Origin of the sequence: Corynebacterium glutamicum ATCC 13032, from assembly GCF_000011325.1 — a bacterium.
GTDB lineage: Bacteria > Actinomycetota > Actinomycetes > Mycobacteriales > Mycobacteriaceae > Corynebacterium > Corynebacterium glutamicum.
Map to the genome: position 1 here is coordinate 919,962 of NC_003450.3, position 16,649 is coordinate 936,610.

General features: G+C 53.8%; 22 protein-coding genes. 11 read left to right on the forward strand and 11 right to left on the reverse strand.

Annotation, left to right across the window (positions count from 1 at the left end):
• Positions 1 to 5 precede the first annotated feature (5 nt).
• Together purH and CGL_RS04335 are read left to right on the forward strand one after the other, a co-directional pair.
• On the forward strand, positions 6 to 1,568 hold the full coding sequence (gene purH, locus CGL_RS04330) for a bifunctional phosphoribosylaminoimidazolecarboxamide formyltransferase/IMP cyclohydrolase (protein WP_011013935.1): 1,563 nt from the start codon (positions 6 to 8) through the stop codon (positions 1,566 to 1,568).
• A 64-nt stretch (positions 1,569 to 1,632) separates the two neighbouring features.
• A complete protein-coding gene (locus tag CGL_RS04335; protein ID WP_011013936.1) occupies positions 1,633 to 2,454 on the forward strand; it encodes an HpcH/HpaI aldolase/citrate lyase family protein in 822 nt (273 codons plus the stop codon).
• Here CGL_RS04335 and amtR read toward each other — a convergent pair.
• From amtR to CGL_RS04375, 8 genes are all read right to left on the reverse strand, one after another.
• A complete protein-coding gene (gene amtR, locus CGL_RS04340; protein WP_011013937.1) occupies positions 2,432 to 3,100 on the reverse strand; it encodes a TetR/AcrR family transcriptional regulator AmtR in 669 nt (222 codons plus the stop codon). The two genes, CGL_RS04335 and amtR, sit on opposite strands and share 23 nt — an antisense overlap.
• 73 nt (positions 3,101 to 3,173) lie before the next feature.
• The gene (locus tag CGL_RS04345) at positions 3,174 to 4,028 is read right to left on the reverse strand and encodes a putative nucleotidyltransferase substrate binding domain-containing protein (RefSeq protein ID WP_003862417.1); all 855 of its coding nucleotides are present in this window, start codon (positions 4,026 to 4,028) and stop codon (positions 3,174 to 3,176) included.
• A 166-nt stretch (positions 4,029 to 4,194) separates the two neighbouring features.
• Entirely contained in the window at positions 4,195 to 4,446 is a 252-nt protein-coding gene (gene rpsR, locus CGL_RS04350; RefSeq protein ID WP_003858407.1) for a 30S ribosomal protein S18, read from the reverse strand.
• A 14-nt stretch (positions 4,447 to 4,460) separates the two neighbouring features.
• Complete coding sequence (gene rpsN, locus CGL_RS04355; RefSeq protein WP_011013938.1) at positions 4,461 to 4,766, reverse strand: 30S ribosomal protein S14; 306 nt, start codon at positions 4,764 to 4,766, stop codon at positions 4,461 to 4,463.
• Positions 4,767 to 4,769: 3 nt separating this feature from the next.
• Entirely contained in the window at positions 4,770 to 4,934 is a 165-nt protein-coding gene (gene rpmG, locus CGL_RS04360) for a 50S ribosomal protein L33 (RefSeq protein WP_003858439.1), read from the reverse strand.
• 2 nt (positions 4,935 to 4,936) lie between these two features.
• The gene (gene rpmB, locus CGL_RS04365) at positions 4,937 to 5,173 is read right to left on the reverse strand and encodes a 50S ribosomal protein L28 (protein ID WP_003858441.1); all 237 of its coding nucleotides are present in this window, start codon (positions 5,171 to 5,173) and stop codon (positions 4,937 to 4,939) included.
• Between the two features lie 187 nt (positions 5,174 to 5,360).
• Entirely contained in the window at positions 5,361 to 6,974 is a 1,614-nt protein-coding gene (locus CGL_RS04370; RefSeq protein ID WP_011265637.1) for a SulP family inorganic anion transporter, read from the reverse strand.
• Positions 6,967 to 7,281: an ArsR/SmtB family transcription factor gene (locus CGL_RS04375; RefSeq protein ID WP_003858445.1), complete on the reverse strand. Its 315-nt coding sequence runs from the start codon at positions 7,279 to 7,281 to the stop codon at positions 6,967 to 6,969. Before CGL_RS04375 ends, CGL_RS04370 begins: the two co-directional genes overlap by 8 nt.
• A 231-nt stretch (positions 7,282 to 7,512) precedes the next feature.
• Here CGL_RS04375 and CGL_RS04380 point away from each other — a divergent pair, with 231 nt between their 5' ends.
• The 7 genes from CGL_RS04380 (at position 7,513) to CGL_RS04410 (ending at position 12,529) form a co-directional block, all read left to right on the forward strand.
• Positions 7,513 to 7,779, forward strand: coding sequence for a type B 50S ribosomal protein L31 (locus CGL_RS04380; RefSeq protein ID WP_003858446.1), 267 nt, complete (start codon positions 7,513 to 7,515; stop codon positions 7,777 to 7,779).
• Between the two features lie 11 nt (positions 7,780 to 7,790).
• Positions 7,791 to 7,964, forward strand: coding sequence for a 50S ribosomal protein L32 (rpmF, locus tag CGL_RS04385; protein ID WP_003858448.1), 174 nt, complete (start codon positions 7,791 to 7,793; stop codon positions 7,962 to 7,964).
• A 191-nt stretch (positions 7,965 to 8,155) separates the two neighbouring features.
• The gene (locus tag CGL_RS04390; RefSeq protein ID WP_011013940.1) at positions 8,156 to 8,854 is read left to right on the forward strand and encodes a response regulator transcription factor; all 699 of its coding nucleotides are present in this window, start codon (positions 8,156 to 8,158) and stop codon (positions 8,852 to 8,854) included.
• Between the two features lie 68 nt (positions 8,855 to 8,922).
• Positions 8,923 to 10,290 (forward strand): sensor histidine kinase, encoded by a 1,368-nt coding sequence (locus CGL_RS04395; protein ID WP_011013941.1) that lies wholly within the window; start codon positions 8,923 to 8,925, stop codon positions 10,288 to 10,290.
• Between the two features lie 74 nt (positions 10,291 to 10,364).
• Complete coding sequence (locus CGL_RS04400) at positions 10,365 to 11,690, forward strand: S1C family serine protease (protein ID WP_011013942.1); 1,326 nt, start codon at positions 10,365 to 10,367, stop codon at positions 11,688 to 11,690.
• A gap of 54 nt (positions 11,691 to 11,744) precedes the next feature.
• Positions 11,745 to 12,332 carry a MogA/MoaB family molybdenum cofactor biosynthesis protein gene (locus tag CGL_RS04405; protein ID WP_003858456.1) on the forward strand — a complete coding sequence of 196 codons (588 nt, stop codon included), beginning with the start codon at positions 11,745 to 11,747 and terminating at the stop codon, positions 12,330 to 12,332.
• An 11-nt stretch (positions 12,333 to 12,343) separates the two neighbouring features.
• On the forward strand, positions 12,344 to 12,529 hold the full coding sequence (locus CGL_RS04410; protein ID WP_374057886.1) for a hypothetical protein: 186 nt from the start codon (positions 12,344 to 12,346) through the stop codon (positions 12,527 to 12,529).
• Positions 12,530 to 12,605: 76 nt separating this feature from the next.
• Here the strand turns inward: CGL_RS04410 and mscL are convergent, their stop codons facing one another.
• From mscL to CGL_RS04425, 3 genes are all read right to left on the reverse strand, one after another.
• The gene (gene mscL, locus CGL_RS04415; protein ID WP_011013943.1) at positions 12,606 to 13,013 is read right to left on the reverse strand and encodes a large conductance mechanosensitive channel protein MscL; all 408 of its coding nucleotides are present in this window, start codon (positions 13,011 to 13,013) and stop codon (positions 12,606 to 12,608) included.
• Positions 13,014 to 13,095: 82 nt separating this feature from the next.
• Positions 13,096 to 13,650 carry an SAF domain-containing protein gene (locus CGL_RS04420; protein ID WP_011013944.1) on the reverse strand — a complete coding sequence of 185 codons (555 nt, stop codon included), beginning with the start codon at positions 13,648 to 13,650 and terminating at the stop codon, positions 13,096 to 13,098.
• A gap of 118 nt (positions 13,651 to 13,768) precedes the next feature.
• The gene (locus CGL_RS04425) at positions 13,769 to 14,341 is read right to left on the reverse strand and encodes a 5-formyltetrahydrofolate cyclo-ligase (protein WP_011013945.1); all 573 of its coding nucleotides are present in this window, start codon (positions 14,339 to 14,341) and stop codon (positions 13,769 to 13,771) included.
• Between the two features lie 72 nt (positions 14,342 to 14,413).
• Here CGL_RS04425 and CGL_RS04430 point away from each other — a divergent pair, with 72 nt between their 5' ends.
• A complete protein-coding gene (locus CGL_RS04430; RefSeq protein ID WP_003858460.1) occupies positions 14,414 to 15,361 on the forward strand; it encodes a UTP--glucose-1-phosphate uridylyltransferase in 948 nt (315 codons plus the stop codon).
• A 28-nt stretch (positions 15,362 to 15,389) separates the two neighbouring features.
• Positions 15,390 to 16,649, forward strand: coding sequence for a molybdotransferase-like divisome protein Glp (gene glp / locus CGL_RS04435; protein ID WP_003858461.1), 1,260 nt, complete (start codon positions 15,390 to 15,392; stop codon positions 16,647 to 16,649).

Below are 16,649 nucleotides of genomic sequence, written 5' to 3' on the forward strand. Positions count from 1 at the left end.
CCTTCATGAGCGATGATCGTAAGGCAATTAAACGCGCACTAATTAGCGTGTATGACAAGACTGGCCTGGAGGATCTAGCCCAGGCACTTCACCGCGAGAACGTGGAAATTGTTTCCACCGGATCCACTGCGGCGAAGATTGCTGAGCTTGGTATTCCTGTTACCCCGGTTGAGGAGCTCACCGGTTTCCCTGAGTGCCTTGAGGGCCGTGTGAAGACACTGCACCCTAAGGTTCACGCTGGCATCTTGGCGGACACCCGCAAGGAAGACCACCTGCGTCAGCTCAAGGAACTTGAGGTCGCCCCATTCCAGCTTGTCGTGGTGAACCTGTACCCATTTGCTGAGACCGTTGCGTCCGGCGCCGATTTCGATGCTTGCGTTGAGCAGATCGACATCGGAGGCCCATCCATGGTTCGTGCTGCGGCAAAGAACCACCCATCTGTCGCTGTGGTTGTTTCACCGAACCGCTACGAGGATGTCCAGGAAGCTTTGAAGACCGGTGGATTCTCCCGCGCGGAGCGCACCAAGTTGGCTGCTGAGGCTTTCCGCCACACCGCAACCTACGATGTCACCGTTGCAACCTGGATGAGCGAGCAGCTGGCTGCCGAAGATTCTGAGACTGAGTTCCCAGGTTGGATCGGCACCACCAACACCTTGTCCCGCAGCTTGCGTTACGGTGAGAACCCTCACCAGTCTGCAGCTTTGTACGTGGGCAACACCCGCGGACTTGCACAGGCTAAGCAGTTCCACGGCAAGGAAATGAGCTACAACAACTACACCGATTCTGATGCTGCATGGCGTGCAGCGTGGGATCACGAGCGTCCTTGTGTAGCTATCATCAAGCATGCAAACCCTTGTGGCATTGCTGTTTCTGATGAGTCCATCGCAGCGGCACACCGCGAGGCACACGCATGTGACTCTGTGTCCGCATTCGGTGGCGTCATCGCGTCCAACCGTGAAGTCAGCGTTGAGATGGCTAACCAGGTTGCAGAGATCTTCACTGAGGTCATCATCGCTCCTTCCTATGAAGAGGGCGCTGTGGAGATCCTGAGCCAGAAGAAGAACATCCGTATTCTTCAGGCTGAAGCACCTGTGCGTAAGGGCTTTGAGTCCCGTGAGATCTCCGGCGGTCTGCTTGTTCAGGAACGCGACTTGATCCACGCTGAGGGCGACAACTCCGCAAACTGGACTCTTGCTGCCGGCTCTGCTGTTTCTCCTGAGGTTCTGAAGGACCTGGAGTTCGCGTGGACTGCAGTTCGTTCCGTGAAGTCCAACGCAATTCTGTTGGCTAAGAACGGCGCTACCGTTGGCGTTGGCATGGGACAGGTCAACCGCGTTGACTCTGCTCGCTTGGCTGTCGACCGTGCAGGTGCAGAGCGCGCTACCGGTTCCGTTGCTGCTTCCGATGCGTTCTTCCCATTCGCTGACGGCTTTGAGGTTCTCGCTGAGGCTGGCATCACTGCTGTTGTGCAGCCTGGTGGATCCATTCGCGACAACGAGGTCATTGAGGCAGCCAACAAGGCTGGCGTGACCATGTACCTGACTGGTGCGCGACACTTCGCTCACTAAAGTTTTTAAAGATTTCGCTTGAAGGCAGACCATAAGGTCTGCCTTTTCGCGTATTAATGAGTACATGTCTGAACTTATTTGTGGACCAGCTATTCTCTTCGCACCAGCTGGACGTGCTGAGATCATTCCAAAAGCAGCATCGAAGGCCGATATGGTCATCATTGATTTGGAAGATGGGGCAGGGGAGGTAGACCGTGAGGTCGCCTACAGGAACATTAGAGAATCGGGGTTGGATCCTAAACGAACCATTGTGAGAACCGTAGGGCCGAGCGATCCACACTTTTTGGCTGACGTGGAGATGGTGAAGTCCACGGATTTCACACTTGTTATGGTTCCTAAACTTCTTGGCAGCGTGCCTGAGGAATTAGATGGCCTCAACATTATCGCCATGATTGAAACCCCTCAGGCTGCAACCAGCATTCCTCAGATTGCTGCGGACCCTAAAGTCGTTGGAATGTTCTGGGGCGCGGAGGATCTCACACACCTCTTGGGAGGCACTCATTCTAGGTTCTTGGGTGATGAGTCCAATGAAGGCTCCTACCGAGACACCATGAGGCTTACACGCGCCCTGATGCACCTCCACGCGGCGGCGAATGGGAAGTTCACCATTGATGCCATCCATGCGGATTTCCACGATGAAGAGGGCCTCTATTTAGAAGCGGTCGATGCTGCGCGGACTGGTTTCGCTGGCACCGCATGCATTCACCCCAAGCAGATCGAGATTGTTCGGAGAGCCTATCGGCCAGAGGCTAACCAGTTGGAGTGGGCGAAGAAAGTGGTGGAGGAAGCAGAAAACCATCCAGGTGCGTTCAAACTGGATGGTCAGATGATTGATGCTCCGTTGATTTCGCAGGCGCGGATGGTTATTTCGCGTCAGCCTGCTTGATTAGTTCAAGCGTTTTTTCGACCCGGTCGGCGGGCAGCGGCGCGCCGAGGACGGCGAGGGAGGCGTCGGCAAGCATAATTGCGGTCTCCGGGAGGCTGTCTGCGGAAAGCGGGCTTGGAATCTTGCCGTCGTTGCGACGCATTTCGATCACCGACATGGTGATGTGGAAGGGGAGTTCTGCGCGGGGGTCGTCACCGACGATTTCGGTGGCGAGGTCGCGGAAGACGTTGGTGAGGGCTTCGCGCTGGCTGTGGTACTCGGCGAACTCTTCAGAACCAACGATGGGGAGTTGGTACAGGCGACCGACGTTCCACTTGGTGGACAGCAGCAGACGCACTTCGGAGGCAACGATTGCCCAGAGGCGCATCTCAGGTCCGGCGTCCAGGGTGCTTAAGTCTTCGGCGAGCACAGTGGACGGCTCGACAGTAGATTTCAGCAGGGTGAGGAAGATTTCCGTCTTGGACGGGAAGTGATAATACAGCGAGGCTTGGCGGATTCCCACGGCATCAGCGATTTGATGCGTGGAGGTTGTTGCGAAGCCTTGACGGGTGAAAAGCTCAGCAGAGGCGTCAAGAATCTCCTCGCGAGGATTCTTGCCTGCCCGTCGCGGAGCTGATCTCCGGGGGCGTCCCACTGCTCCTGCCATAGCGTAATTCTACTTCCTTAAAGTTTTGGCCTATTGATCTCAAGAGATTGTAGCCAGTAATTGTGCAGAGTTCCTATTTGGTATCGATTTCACGGGCTTCAACGGACCGCAACACCTCAGAAAGCAACCGAGCCGATGCGCCAAAAGTGGCACGTTGCAGCGCGGGAAGCTCCCAAGCGGTGGTTTCTTGATCATGGATGTGATCCATCCAACGTTTCGACTGCAAGCTCAGTGCGGAAGTCCACACCTGTGTCAGCGCGTCGACTTCATCATTGGTGAGCACACCACGGGCATCCACGAGGCGCTGCGCAGTCGTAGGCGCCAAAGAACCAGCCTTGTGTGCTGCCCAGCGAGCGATCTTCACCGTGGGAATCATGAGGTTCTCACGAATGTTTACCACCATGTCCAACGAAGGAAGACCCTCATAAGTTTCCACCGCAGGCGGCCTAGATGACAACGCATCCTGCAACAGTGCTTTGTCATCTACTTCAGCGATCGCCGCGACCCACGTGCCAGCATCCAAATAGACCTCTGGATCCTCACCAGCGCGCGCACGCTGCTCCCACTCCTCACGAGTTGCCGCACCGATCGGCTCCGCAATGAAGCCCACCTCAGTTAACAGCGCTGAAATCTTTTCATTCGGATCTTCTTGGCTATCGACGACCGCCAGCCACCTCACGGGCGAGGTAGGCAGTGCGTCTCCACGCCCCACGGGGCCGGTGAGCACCACGTGGGCATCCAAGCCAGGGGAGTGCAAAACATCAGTAATAACTTGTGACAGCCACCCTGCAAGCTCCGCGGGCTCTTCACCGTGGTTCAGTGCATTGCCCAACAAATCCAGCGATTCCTTCAGCACACCGCGGACGGTGGCAAAATCCTGTGCAAGTGGGGCAGCATCCGCTAGCTCAGTCAATGAGGGGTGAAGCACGAGTGATTCCTTCCAGTTCTCTAGTAGTTCTAAAACTACACTGCGCATGCGACACCAATAGAATCAGACATAGAATTAGGCATAGAATTAGGCATAGAAAAAACCACCCGCACTCGAAATGAGTGGGGTGGTTCTTTGAGAAGTCGCTGTTACGTTATTCCCAGTCTTAGCGGCTGGTGAACGGCAGGAGAGCCATTTCGCGTGCGTTCTTCACGGCGGTTGCAACCTCGCGCTGCTGCTGCGGGGTCAGACCGGTGACACGACGTGAACGGATCTTGTGGCGGTCGGAGATGAACTGACGAAGGGTGTTGATGTCCTTGTAGTCCACCTTCTCGATGCCCGCTGCCTTCAGCGGGTTCTTCTTTGGGCGGCGAGTCTGCTCAAGGCGGACGCGCTTAGCGTTGTTACGCTGCTTCATTGGTAAAAACTCCCTTACCAGCTGGACTTACGAACGCCCGGCAGCTCACCACGGTGAGCCATCTCGCGCATACGGACACGGGAAAGACCGAACTTACGGAGGTAGCCGCGTGGGCGACCATCGTGTGAGTCGCGGTTACGAACGCGGACAGCAGCAGCATCACGTGGCTGGCTGTTCAGTTCGAACTGTGCATCCAGACGATCCTCGTCAGAGGTGTTTGGGTTACTGATAATTGCCTTGAGCTCAGCGCGACGCTCCGCGTAGCGGGCGACGATTTCCTTGCGCTTCTCGTTCTTGGCGATCTTTGACTTCTTAGCCATTGATTATCGCTCCTCGCGGAATTCGACGTGCTTACGGACTACTGGATCGTACTTCATGAGGGAAATACGGTCCGGGTTGTTGCGCTTGTTCTTACGGGTGACATAGGTGTAACCAGTGCCAGCAGTAGACTTCAGCTTGATGATAGGGCGGATATCATTACGTGCCATCTTTAGATCTTCTCCCCACGTGCGCGAATCTGAGCAACAACGGCTTCGATGCCGTCGCGGTCAATGACCTTCAGACCCTTGGTGGAAACGGTCAGAGTGATGGTGCGTCCCTCGGAAGGGACATAGAACTTGCGACGCTGCACGTTGGGGTTCCAACGGCGGGAAGTGCGTCGGTGCGAGTGTGAGACAGACTTGCCGAAACTCGGCTTGCGTCCCGTTACCTGGCAATGTGCCGACATAACTTACTTTCTCCTAGCCGCCCACATTCAGTTAGAAGACGCGCCGCACCGGGTGACCGGGGCGCGAGCATGCCAGCTGACGGGGCGATAACGAATATTTACGACAACAGCAAGGGACAAGTTTACATACGTTGCCCCAAAACACCTAATCGCCTATTCAATGCGGGTTTAGATCGCCCCGGAAGCCTTAACTGTTGTCGATCTTAACGTGTTTTCGGGCATGTTCAACCGCTGGGGCAAGGTCATCGAAGAGGTGGTTCTCATGCCGCAGTGATCTGATCGCTCCGAGGACGCCGAGAACGTGAATGTGTTCTTTCCGGACGCCCTTAATTAATACAGTGACATTTTTTCTTTCCAGCGCATTGACAAGCTCGGTGAGCTGGTGGGCGCCGGTGGCGTCGATCATTTGGATGTGTGACAGGCGCAGGATCACCACTTCGAGGTCCTCATAATCAAGGATTTGCTGCGAAAGACGTTCAGCTGCGCCAAAGAACAATGCGCCCTCGATACGGAAAAGGCCGATCTTTTCGTCGTTAAGCGTGGCCGGTTCGGGCAAGGTTTCCCGGAAGACGCCGGCGTTCATGCTCATGCGTCGCAGCATGAAGAACGTCGCGACGGCAATGCCGATGCCGACCGCAATGACGAGGTCGACGCTGATGGTGACGATCGCGGTGATGACAAAAACGATCGCATCAGAGCGAGTGGAGCGCATGACGCGCGAGATCACTTCAATGGACACCATGCGGCTCGCGGTGACCATGAGCACGCCCGACAGTGCGGCGAGCGGAATGACCGCAACGATATTCGCCGCCACATACACAACGCCGAGCAGCACAAGCGCGTGAATAATCGACGCTATACGGGTACGCCCGCCGGAGCGCACATTGACCGCCGTACGCGCGATTGCGCCAGTTGCCGGCATGCCGCCAAAAAAGCCAGCGCTTATCGACGCCAACCCCTGACCGACCAATTCGCGGTCAGCATTATAAGGACCCGTATCGGCCATGGAGGCTGCCACACGAGCGGAAAGGAGAGACTCAATAGCAGCGAGCGCGGCGACAGCAAAAGCTGGCCCCAGCAAACTCGTGAACATCTCCAGGTTCACATCAGGCAGGTGAGGGGCAGGAAGGGAATTGGGGAGCTCACCGATCAACTCAACGGGAAGCTTGAGCAGAGCCACGCCAATGGACACCACCAAAATGGCAATGAAGCTGGCAGGGAGCTTTGGGGCGATCTTTCCCAACACAATCATGATCGCAGCGGTGACGATAATAATTAAGAGAGGTAGAATTGCGTCCTTCGTGGCGTGTGAAACAGTGTGAATCGCAGCGAGGAGCGCATTGGTGGGCAAATGGCCCGAATAACCAAACGCAGCTGGCACCTGTTGCAGGAAAATAATCACACCGATGCCTGCCGTAAATCCTTCGATGACCGGCCACGGAATGAAACTCACCGTTCGGCCTAATCGAAGCACTCCGGCGACAAGGACGATAACTCCAGCCATCAGGCTGAGTAATGCAACCGCACCGACACCATATTGGGCGACGATTGGAGCGAGAACAACCACCATCGCTCCTGTTGGTCCTGAAACCTGCACATTGGAACCGCCGAAGATTGCTGCAACCAGGCCAGCAATAATCGCAGTCACTAATCCTGCCTCGGCTCCGACTCCAGAACTCACACCAAAGGCGAGAGCGAGGGGGAGGGCAACAATGCCCACGGTGACGCCAGCAGCAATGTCCATCTTCCAGGAGAAGCGGAGTAGCTGATAGTCGTCTCTAGAGGGTAAAAGGTCACGCATCTTCGCCAGCCATCCTCTTTAATAGTGAGCGGCTCACCTTAAGAAAGTCTGCGACCTCCGGGTAGGTGAGCCGGTAATAAACAACTAAGCCTTCGCGTTGGGAGGAAACCAGTCCAAATTTCCTTAAAACCTTAAGGTGCTGGGACACGTGAGAGGCTTCCAAATCCATCTCTTTGGTTATCTGACCGACTGAAACTTCATTATTCGTGGCAATGATTTCCAGGGCTCTGATGCGGTATGGATGTGCCAAACCCTTGAAAAGGTCAGCTTTGCGCTGATAAATCGGCAAGTCCTTGGAACTCAACATTATTCCTCCGTGACTAGGCTAGATGACGGATCCATCATATAACTCGCGGGAGATTTTGGCCTGGGCTAGACATATTCCATAATCAATTTTTAGTTACAGCGCAACAGGTGTAAGGTATTGGAGGTTCATTGCCAAATCATGGTGATGCATACTTACCGAACCCAACTCGGGCACGATCTGGCATCCGCTGGAACCGACCTGAAGTTTCAATCCTGAGGGAATCGAGAGTAAATGAAAAAGGATATCCACCCTGACTACCATGCGGTAGTCTTCCAGGACGCAGGTACTGGCTTCCAGTTCCTGACCAAGTCCACCGCTTCCAGCGACCGCACCGTGTCCTGGGAAGATGGTAACGAGTACCCACTGATCGTCGTTGACGTCACCAGCGAGTCTCACCCATTCTGGACCGGCGCTCAGCGTGTCATGGACACCGCTGGTCGTGTTGAGAAGTTCGAGCGTCGCTTCGGTGGCATGGCTCGCCGCAAGAAGAAGGCATAGGAGGGAAAACAATGGCAGTTCCAAAGCGCCGTATGTCCCGCGCAAACACCCGCATGCGCCGTTCCCAGTGGAAGGCCGACAATGTCGCCCTTCAGGAGGTCAAGATCGACGGTCAGACCGTTCGCATCCCACGCCGTCTGGTTAAGGCAGCACAGCTCGGTCTCGTGGACGTAGAGCAGTTCTAAACCTTAAATTCATCGCCTACAACCTTTTGTAGGTAAGAATTTAACAAGAGCCAGTTATCTTCTCTTAAAATGAGGAGGTAACTGGCTTCTTTATGCTTAAGAGGTGTTAGCATAAGTGAAATATGTTCCAACGCGTGGACGTCTTAATTGGGAGGAAGTCTGTCACGGACTGGAAGACGAAAAGGGTATCGATGAAAATTTTAGTTGTTGATGACGAGCAAGCTGTACGTGACTCCTTGCGACGTTCCCTTTCGTTCAACGGATACAACGTTGTTCTCGCAGAAGACGGCATCCAAGCACTAGAGATGATTGACAAGGAACAGCCTGCTTTGGTGATCCTCGATGTCATGATGCCTGGTATGGACGGACTTGAGGTCTGTCGCCACCTTCGCAGCGAAGGCGATGATCGGCCAATTCTTATTCTTACTGCCCGCGATAATGTTTCTGATCGTGTTGGTGGCCTCGATGCAGGCGCAGATGACTATTTGGCTAAACCATTTGCTCTTGAAGAGCTGTTGGCGCGCGTCCGTTCACTGGTGCGTCGCTCTGCAGTGGAATCAAATCAGAGTTCCAGCATTGAACAGGCTCTATTATCTTGTGGCGATTTGACGCTTGACCCAGAAAGTCGAGATGTCTACCGCAACGGACGCGCCATCAGCCTTACTCGAACAGAGTTCGCGCTCCTGCAATTGCTCCTCAAAAACCAAAGGAAAGTGCTCACTCGCGCCCAGATTTTGGAAGAGGTATGGGGCTGCGATTTCCCCACTTCAGGCAATGCCCTCGAGGTCTACATTGGATACCTTCGACGCAAGACTGAATTGGAAGGAGAAGACCGCCTGATCCATACAGTACGAGGAGTCGGATACGTCCTGCGAGAGACCGCTCCGTGACATTAAGGCGAATCGGCGCAGGGGAAAATGGGCCTGCCCCTACCGAAAGTGATGACTCCGACGGTTCAATGTCGTTGCGTTGGCGCTTGGCTTTGCTGAGCGCCACTTTGGTAGCTTTCGCCGTTGGTGTTATTACTGTTGCTGCATATTGGTCTGTCTCCAGCTATGTCACCAACTCAATCGATCGTGATCTGGAAAAACAAGCGGATGCAATGCTTGGACGAGCCAGTGAAGCGGGATTCTATGCAACCGCAGAAACCGAAATTGCTCTGTTAGGTGAATATGCCAGTGACACTCGAATCGCCTTAATCCCACCTGGGTGGGAATACGTCATCGGTGAATCCATATCACTGCCTGATTCAGATTTCCTTAAGAGTAAAGAAGCGGGGAAACAGATCCTCGTAACAAGTGCTGAGCGCATTCTCATGAAACGAGATAGCTCGGGCACAGTGGTGGTTTTTGCTAAAGATATGGTGGATACCGATCGGCAGCTCACGGTGCTTGGCGTCATTCTCTTGATCATTGGCGGCAGTGGTGTTTTGGCGTCGATTCTGCTTGGTTTCATCATTGCGAAGGAGGGGCTGAAACCACTGTCAAAGCTGCAGCGTGCCGTCGAAGAGATCGAACGAACTGATGAGCTTCGTGCGATTCCCGTGGTGGGAAATGATGAGTTCGCTAAGTTGACTCGTAGTTTCAATGACATGCTCAAGGCACTGCGGGAGTCTCGTACCCGGCAATCTCAGTTGGTGGCAGATGCAGGACACGAGCTGAAAACTCCACTGACCTCAATGCGGACAAATATTGAATTGCTGTTGATGGCAACCAACAGTGGAGGATCGGGAATCCCCAAGGAAGAATTGGATGGCCTTCAGCGTGATGTATTGGCGCAGATGACCGAAATGTCTGATTTGATTGGTGATCTTGTTGATCTTGCGCGTGAAGAAACCGCCGAAACGTCAAGCATTGTAGATCTCAACCAAGTGTTGGAAATTGCGCTTGACCGAATGGAAAGCCGTCGCATGACGGTGCGGATAGATGTTTCCGAGACTGTGGATTGGAAACTGCTGGGCGATGATTTTTCCTTAACCAGGGCATTAGTAAATGTTTTGGATAATGCCATTAAATGGTCGCCTGAGAATGGCATTGTTCGAGTGTCGATGTCACAGATCGACAAAGCAACGGTCCGCATTGTTATTGATGATTCAGGGCCTGGAATTGCTGAAAAAGAACGAGGATTAGTTTTGGAACGGTTCTATCGCGCCGTCAGCTCCCGTTCCATGCCGGGATCGGGATTAGGTCTTGCCATCGTGAATCAGGTTGTGAATCGGCATGGTGGCCAACTCGTTGTGGGTGAATCAGATGATGGCGGAACGAGAATCACTATTGATTTGCCAGGGGAACCCATTCGCAGCGGGTTCGAAAATGTCGATGATTAAACCACTAAAGAGCTCACAGGAAGTGTTCAGACTACTTAGAGTGACGCCCCAGCCACAGGGTTCATAATCAAATCATGACAAATCAATTCCCCACAAACAACGGTGAGAACCCGGACCGTGCATCGGAAACTCCATCAGAAACCAACTCCTTCGAACATGTGCGTAGTTCATATCCGCAGTGGGGTAACACTGCTTCCAATCAAAACCCCTATCCTGGTGCGGGCTTCGGCTCTGAACAAAACACTCAACAAGGAAATGAGCAACAAGCTCCAGCCTGGACCAGTTGGGATAATCAGCCTCTAAGCACAGATGTAAAGCCAGCTAAAGAAAAGCGAAAAGTTGGCATCGGAACGGCACTCGCGTTAATGCTTGTTGGTTCTATTGCTACCGGTAGCGTTGTGGGTGTTGCAGCAACCCAGCTTGGTTCGGACTCTTCAACCCCAGTTAATGCTCTTGAGCAGCCCAGCGTGCAGCGCACCACTAATGCTGAACCAGGTTCAGCGGAACAGGTTGCTGCCGCAGTTTTGCCTTCTGTCGTCTCTATTCAGGCCATTACTAGGACGTCTGCTTCTGAGGGCTCTGGATCCATTATTTCCTCTGATGGTTACGTCATGACCAATAATCACGTCGTGGCAGGCATTGAACAATCTGGTGTGTTAGAAGTAAGTTTCTCCGATGGAACTACAGCGCAAGCTGATTTTATTGCTGGTGATCCTTCCACAGATATTGCTGTGATCAAGATTAGGGATGTGTCCAACCTTCCAGTTATGAGCTTTGGAGATTCGGACGCATTAGGCGTTGGACAAAGTGTGATGGCTGTTGGTTCTCCACTGGGTCTGAGCTCCACTGTGACCACCGGTATTGTGTCGGCCGTGAACCGTCCTGTGCGAGCTTCTGGTGATGGCGGAGAGTCGTCCCTCATCGATGCTATCCAGACCGATGCTGCGATCAACCCTGGTAACTCTGGTGGTCCGCTGGTTGATATGGATGGCAACCTCATTGGCATGAATTCGGTAATTGCATCGATTTCGAGCACCAGCGATTCCGCAGGTTCCATTGGTCTTGGTTTTTCTATCCCATCCAACTTTGCCAAGCGCGTGGCCGATCAATTGATCAGCACCGGCCAGGTAACTCAGCCGATGATCGGTGTGCAGGTTGGCACTGACAACTCAGTGACAGGCGCTGTGATTGCCAGTGTTCAAGATGGTGGACCGGCCGCAGATGCTGGACTTCAGCCAGGCGATATCGTGACCAAGCTCAATGATCGAGTTATTGATAGCCCAGACTCCTTGATCGCTGCTGTTCGTTCGCATGATTTTGGCGAAACCGTCACTTTAACAATTACACAGCCAGATACCTCGCAGAGCCGGGAGGTAGAGGTTACTCTGACGAGTGAGTAGGTTTAAAAGAGTTAATCTGCATCTAATCAAGTAGCCAAGTATGAGTGAGGAACAATGAGCAAGGATCCATTGGGAAGTCTTACCGATGTTGTAGACACACGAGTTCCGCTTCCGGATGTTGAACCGGATCCGGAGTTCCTGAAGGCTACGGAAAAAGAATTCCACATGGCATCCCAGAAGCGCGCTCTTGTTGTCCTGGTGGGCGATCATGTCGCTGAGGCAGATGGGACTGGCCGTTTGGTTACGGAGCTGCTCTTAGAGTCTGGCTTCAACGTGGACGCTGTGGTCAGCGTGAAGTCTAAGAAGTCTCAGATTAGGCAAGCTATTGAAACCGCAGTTGTTGGCGGCGCTGACCTTGTGCTGACCATCGGCGGAGTGGGCGTTGGTCCTCGGGATAAAACTCCTGAGGCAACCAGCGCTGTGTTGGACCAGGACGTCCCAGGAATCGCGCAGGCGCTTCGTTCCTCCGGTTTGGCCTGTGGCGCGGTGGATGCAAGTGTTTCCCGAGGCGTAGCGGGCGTATCCGGCTCAACCGTGGTGGTCAACCTCGCTGAGTCTCGTTCGGCAATTCGTGATGGCATGGCAACTCTGACACCGTTGGTTGATTTTGTTGTAGATCAGCTTCGCACTTCCGTGGTTTGAGTTGGTCGGGTGTGAGTAGACAACGTAGACGAGCGTTCCGTGCGTCAGATGCAAAGGACTATGATCGCACGGCAGATTCTCCTCTGGAATCAACAACTAACGATGATGTCCGGGAAGTTTCTTTAGATCCAGAACAAGATGACCAACCAACAGGTGAGGAATTCTGGAAAGAACAGCAACCACCGCATCATGGTTAGCAGCATAATTTAGGCAACAAAAAGTGCGTCTGAGTGAAATACTCAGACGCACTTTTGTGCTTTTAGGGCCTTTTAACTACTGAAGGCGCTTTTGCTCCTGCAGGAGATCGCGGATCTCGGTGAGGAGTTCTGCTTCGATGGAAGCTGGGGTCTCGTCTTCTTCAACACCCTTGCGCTTTGCGAGGGTTTCGCTGAGCTTGTTCATTGGAGCAACGAGGACGAAGTAGACAATTGCTGCGATGATGAGGAAGTTGATCGCTGCGGTGATGACAGCACCAAAATCCACGAATGTTGCGGCATTGCCGGCGCGGATGTGGAAGCCGAGGCCTTCAACCTCTGTGCTGCCGATGGAAGCGATCAATGGGTTGATGATGCTCTCGGAGAATGCTGTCACGATAGCGGTGAAGGCAGTACCGATGACCACGGCAACTGCGAGTTCAATGACATTTCCGCGAAGGACGAAATCTCTAAAACCTTTAAGCATGGTTGTTACCCCTGACGATAGTGTGGACAGTAAGAACGACAAATGAACTGTAGCGGAAAGTACCTTTTTTTTGAATAGGGAACTATTCTTCGGTTGTGTAATTATCTGCTCTGTCTCCGGTCAGGACTACCGCCAGAGGGGTATTGAGCGATTGTGCTGCAACCTTTTCAGCGATTGATTGTGGAAGCGCAATCAAGATGGTTGAGGGGTCTGTACCACCCGCCAGAATTACTGTTCCACCTGCAGCAATGTTCTCTGGGAGACCGGTGTCTGGGTCTTGGGAAACAACCGAAATGGTGTCCCCATGCTGCAGTAGGGGGATGACGGAAGGTTCAGCCAAACTGAGTGGAACCATGTTAATTTCTTCCACCAAAGAGCTATCAGTGACGTTTGTCGCAATGGAGTTTATCAATTCGGTGCCCACGAATCGAGGCTTTGTGGCTATTTCCCCGGAACTTAATGTGGAGGCCGCAACGAGCCCAACTACATCGTCAATCGAATCGTAGGAGGTGCTGGGCAGTAGGGAAGTAGGGATTGCCTGAAGTCCAAGGTCAGAGGCCTCAACCTTGGTGCCAGCAGGAATTTCTTGCACTATGACAACGGCAGTTGGATCCTTCTTGAGCCAAGAATGTGCCATCAGCAGTCCTGCAATCCCGATCAGGATGAAGGCGATTATTCTTCTTAAAACTAGGGTGCGGTGCCAACTCGGGGTGGTGAATGTCTTTTTTAAGTCCATATAGTGGTTGGACTGTTTTTTAGGCTCCTAGGTTCCGAACACCTGCGGGGGTAATTATGACGTTGACGGGAAGATCATGTTCTTCCACTTCGATATCGTCGCGGATTTCTCCGTTGAAGAGCAAAGTAATCACGTCAGCCTTGACTCCGGTGGCTAGAGCGCGGTCGTAGAAACCGCCACCTTTACCTAGCCTGATTCCACTGGGGGTGCATGCCAGTGCGGGGGCGATGACAAGGTCGCAGAAGTTGAGAGCTTCAGGTCCAAGGCGAGTGCCACCGGGTTCCTGGATGCCAAATGCGCCAGGAACAAGGCTGGTTGGGCCTTCATAAAGAGCCCAGTCGAGGCGTCGATCCTCGAGGGAGACTGGCAAAATAAGCGCGGAAGTTTCGGCGTGGAGGGCGTCGAGAAGCAATCGCCCACCAGGTTCGGTACGCACCGGCACGTAAGCGGCAATCCTTTTTGGCTGCTTTGAGCGGATGTAATAAGAAACGTTGGCAATGATGGCTGCGTTTTCTCGCGTGCGAGAAGCCTCATCCATATTGGTGCGCGCTTCCCGAAGCTTCGTGCGCAGTTCCTGCTTAGTTTGGCTCATAAATCTAAGGATAACCGTTATTTTCGGAGGGGTACGACGATTGGGGTTGCGGGGGCAGGTACTCTTGGTTCCATGAGTTTGCCTATCGATGAGCACGTGAACGCGGTTAAAACCGTCGTAGTGCCTGCTGCAGGACTGGGAACCCGATTCCTTCCGGCCACCAAAACCGTACCCAAGGAGTTGCTGCCGGTTGTCGATACCCCAGGTATTGAGCTGATTGCTGCTGAGGCTGCCGAACTTGGTGCGACCAGGCTGGCGATCATCACTGCGCCAAACAAAGCTGGGGTACTTGCACACTTTGAGCGTTCTTCTGAATTGGAAGAAACGCTGATGGAGCGTGGCAAGACTGACCAGGTGGAGATAATCCGCCGCGCCGCCGATTTAATCAAGGCAGTTCCAGTAACCCAGGACAAGCCGCTGGGGCTAGGTCATGCTGTTGGTTTGGCTGAGTCTGTGTTGGATGATGATGAAGATGTCGTAGCGGTGATGTTGCCGGACGATCTCGTGTTGCCAACCGGTGTTATGGAGCGCATGGCTCAGGTCCGAGCAGAGTTCGGTGGATCTGTCCTTTGTGCAGTTGAGGTTTCTGAAGCTGACGTTTCTAAGTATGGCATCTTTGAAATCGAAGCTGACACCAAAGATTCCGATGTCAAAAAGGTCAAGGGCATGGTGGAAAAACCAGCCATCGAAGACGCGCCATCACGCCTCGCCGCGACTGGCCGCTACCTGCTTGACCGAAAAATCTTTGACGCCCTGCGCCGCATCACACCAGGCGCTGGCGGCGAGTTGCAGCTCACCGACGCGATTGATTTGCTTATCGACGAAGGCCATCCGGTCCATATCGTCATTCACCAGGGCAAACGCCACGATCTTGGCAACCCTGGCGGGTACATTCCGGCGTGTGTTGATTTCGGTCTGTCCCACCCTGTTTATGGTGCGCAGCTAAAAGATGCAATCAAACAGATTTTGGCTGAACATGAAGCTGCGGAACGTATTGCAGACGATTCTCAAGTAAAATAGCTGCCTGGTTCCGATTAGGAGGTCCGTAGTGCGATCAGTCGAGCAACAGCTATCCATTGTCACCGAGGCAGCGGTAGCTCCAGAGCCAGTGCGTATTGCTATTGCAGAGGCACTGGGTTTGATGTGCGCGGAAGAGGTTCAAGCTAGTCGTGCTTTGCCGGGTTTCGCGCAAGCAGCGATTGATGGTTATGCGGTTCGAGCAGTCGATGTCGGCGGCGAGAAGTCGCTTAGCCAGCAACTGCCGGTTGCTCCTCCGGAAAAATCCCTGCCCGTGGTGGGTGAAGTAGCTGCGGGTTCTCAGCAGCCGTTGCGCCTGCAGCCTAAACAAGCAGTCATGGTCCACACCGGTGCGCCACTGCCGATGCTTGCGGATGCGGTGCTGCCCATGGCGTGGTCAGATCGTGGCCGCAAACGAGTAACCGCGCAGCGACCTGTGCGCTCTGGCGAGTTTGTGCGCAAAGAAGGCGATGACATCCAACCGGGAGACATCGCAGTCAGCGCCGGCGCGGTCTTAGGCCCTGCCCAAATTGGTTTGCTCGCAGCTGTTGGTCGCTCCAAAGTGTTGGTGTACCCACGCCCACGCATGTCGGTTATCTCCGTAGGCGCTGAACTTGTTGATATTGATCGCCAGCCAGGCCTCGGCCAGGTTTATGATGTCAATTCCTATTCTCTGGCTGCCGCCGGTAGGGAAGCGGGCGCAGATGTGTACCGCTACGGCATTGCTGCCGGTGAACCTCGTCGCATCAAAGAGATCATTGAATCCCAGATGCTGCGCTCGGAAATCATCGTCATCACCGGAGCTGTTGGCGGTGCTGGTTCAGCTGGCGTGCGCCAGGTTCTCAACGAGCTAGGCGATATCGACACCGAACGCGTCGCAATGCACCCCGGTTCTGTCCAAGGATTCGGTCTGCTCGGCGAGAACAAGATTCCATGCTTCCTTCTGCCTTCCAATCCGGTGGCGTCGTTAGTTATTTTTGAAACCTTCGTCCGCCCGGTCGTGCGCATGAGCCTGGGCAAGAGCAATGCGGCGCGCCGGGTTGTTCGAGCTCGAGCGCTCAACCACGTTGTGTCTGTGGCGGGTCGAAAAGGTTTCATCAGGTCCAGGCTCATGCGCGATGCAGAAACCCAGGACTACCTCGTGGAGGCTTTGGGTGGTGCAACGGGCGCACCATCGCACCTATTGGCAGGATTGTCCGAAGCAAACGGTATGATCCGCATTCCAGAAGATGTCACAGAAATCCGACCGGGAGATGTCGTGGACGTGATCTTCCTTGCCCAAGGTCGATAG

Bases quoted from the DNA above. Each gene is read 5' to 3' on its own strand.
- rpmB (WP_003858441.1), bottom strand. From the start codon at position 5,173: ATGTCGGCACATTGCCAGGTAACGGGACGCAAGCCGAGTTTCGGCAAG.
- CGL_RS04425 (WP_011013945.1), bottom strand. From the start codon at position 14,341: ATGAGCCAAACTAAGCAGGAACTGCGCACGAAGCTTCGGGAAGCGCGC.
- CGL_RS04370 (WP_011265637.1), bottom strand. From the start codon at position 6,974: ATGCGTGACCTTTTACCCTCTAGAGACGACTATCAGCTACTCCGCTTC.
- mscL (WP_011013943.1), bottom strand. From the start codon at position 13,013: ATGCTTAAAGGTTTTAGAGATTTCGTCCTTCGCGGAAATGTCATTGAA.
- rpmG (WP_003858439.1), bottom strand. From the start codon at position 4,934: ATGGCACGTAATGATATCCGCCCTATCATCAAGCTGAAGTCTACTGCT.
- CGL_RS04380 (WP_003858446.1), top strand. From the start codon at position 7,513: ATGAAAAAGGATATCCACCCTGACTACCATGCGGTAGTCTTCCAGGAC.
- rpmF (WP_003858448.1), top strand. From the start codon at position 7,791: ATGGCAGTTCCAAAGCGCCGTATGTCCCGCGCAAACACCCGCATGCGC.
- CGL_RS04390 (WP_011013940.1), top strand. From the start codon at position 8,156: ATGAAAATTTTAGTTGTTGATGACGAGCAAGCTGTACGTGACTCCTTG.
- CGL_RS04395 (WP_011013941.1), top strand. From the start codon at position 8,923: ATGTCGTTGCGTTGGCGCTTGGCTTTGCTGAGCGCCACTTTGGTAGCT.
- rpsR (WP_003858407.1), bottom strand. From the start codon at position 4,446: ATGAAGCAGCGTAACAACGCTAAGCGCGTCCGCCTTGAGCAGACTCGC.
- CGL_RS04375 (WP_003858445.1), bottom strand. From the start codon at position 7,281: ATGTTGAGTTCCAAGGACTTGCCGATTTATCAGCGCAAAGCTGACCTT.
- CGL_RS04405 (WP_003858456.1), top strand. From the start codon at position 11,745: ATGAGCAAGGATCCATTGGGAAGTCTTACCGATGTTGTAGACACACGA.
- amtR (WP_011013937.1), bottom strand. From the start codon at position 3,100: ATGGCAGGAGCAGTGGGACGCCCCCGGAGATCAGCTCCGCGACGGGCA.
- CGL_RS04400 (WP_011013942.1), top strand. From the start codon at position 10,365: ATGACAAATCAATTCCCCACAAACAACGGTGAGAACCCGGACCGTGCA.
- CGL_RS04430 (WP_003858460.1), top strand. From the start codon at position 14,414: ATGAGTTTGCCTATCGATGAGCACGTGAACGCGGTTAAAACCGTCGTA.
- rpsN (WP_011013938.1), bottom strand. From the start codon at position 4,766: ATGGCTAAGAAGTCAAAGATCGCCAAGAACGAGAAGCGCAAGGAAATC.
- CGL_RS04420 (WP_011013944.1), bottom strand. From the start codon at position 13,650: ATGGCACATTCTTGGCTCAAGAAGGATCCAACTGCCGTTGTCATAGTG.
- purH (WP_011013935.1), top strand. From the start codon at position 6: ATGAGCGATGATCGTAAGGCAATTAAACGCGCACTAATTAGCGTGTAT.
- CGL_RS04335 (WP_011013936.1), top strand. From the start codon at position 1,633: ATGTCTGAACTTATTTGTGGACCAGCTATTCTCTTCGCACCAGCTGGA.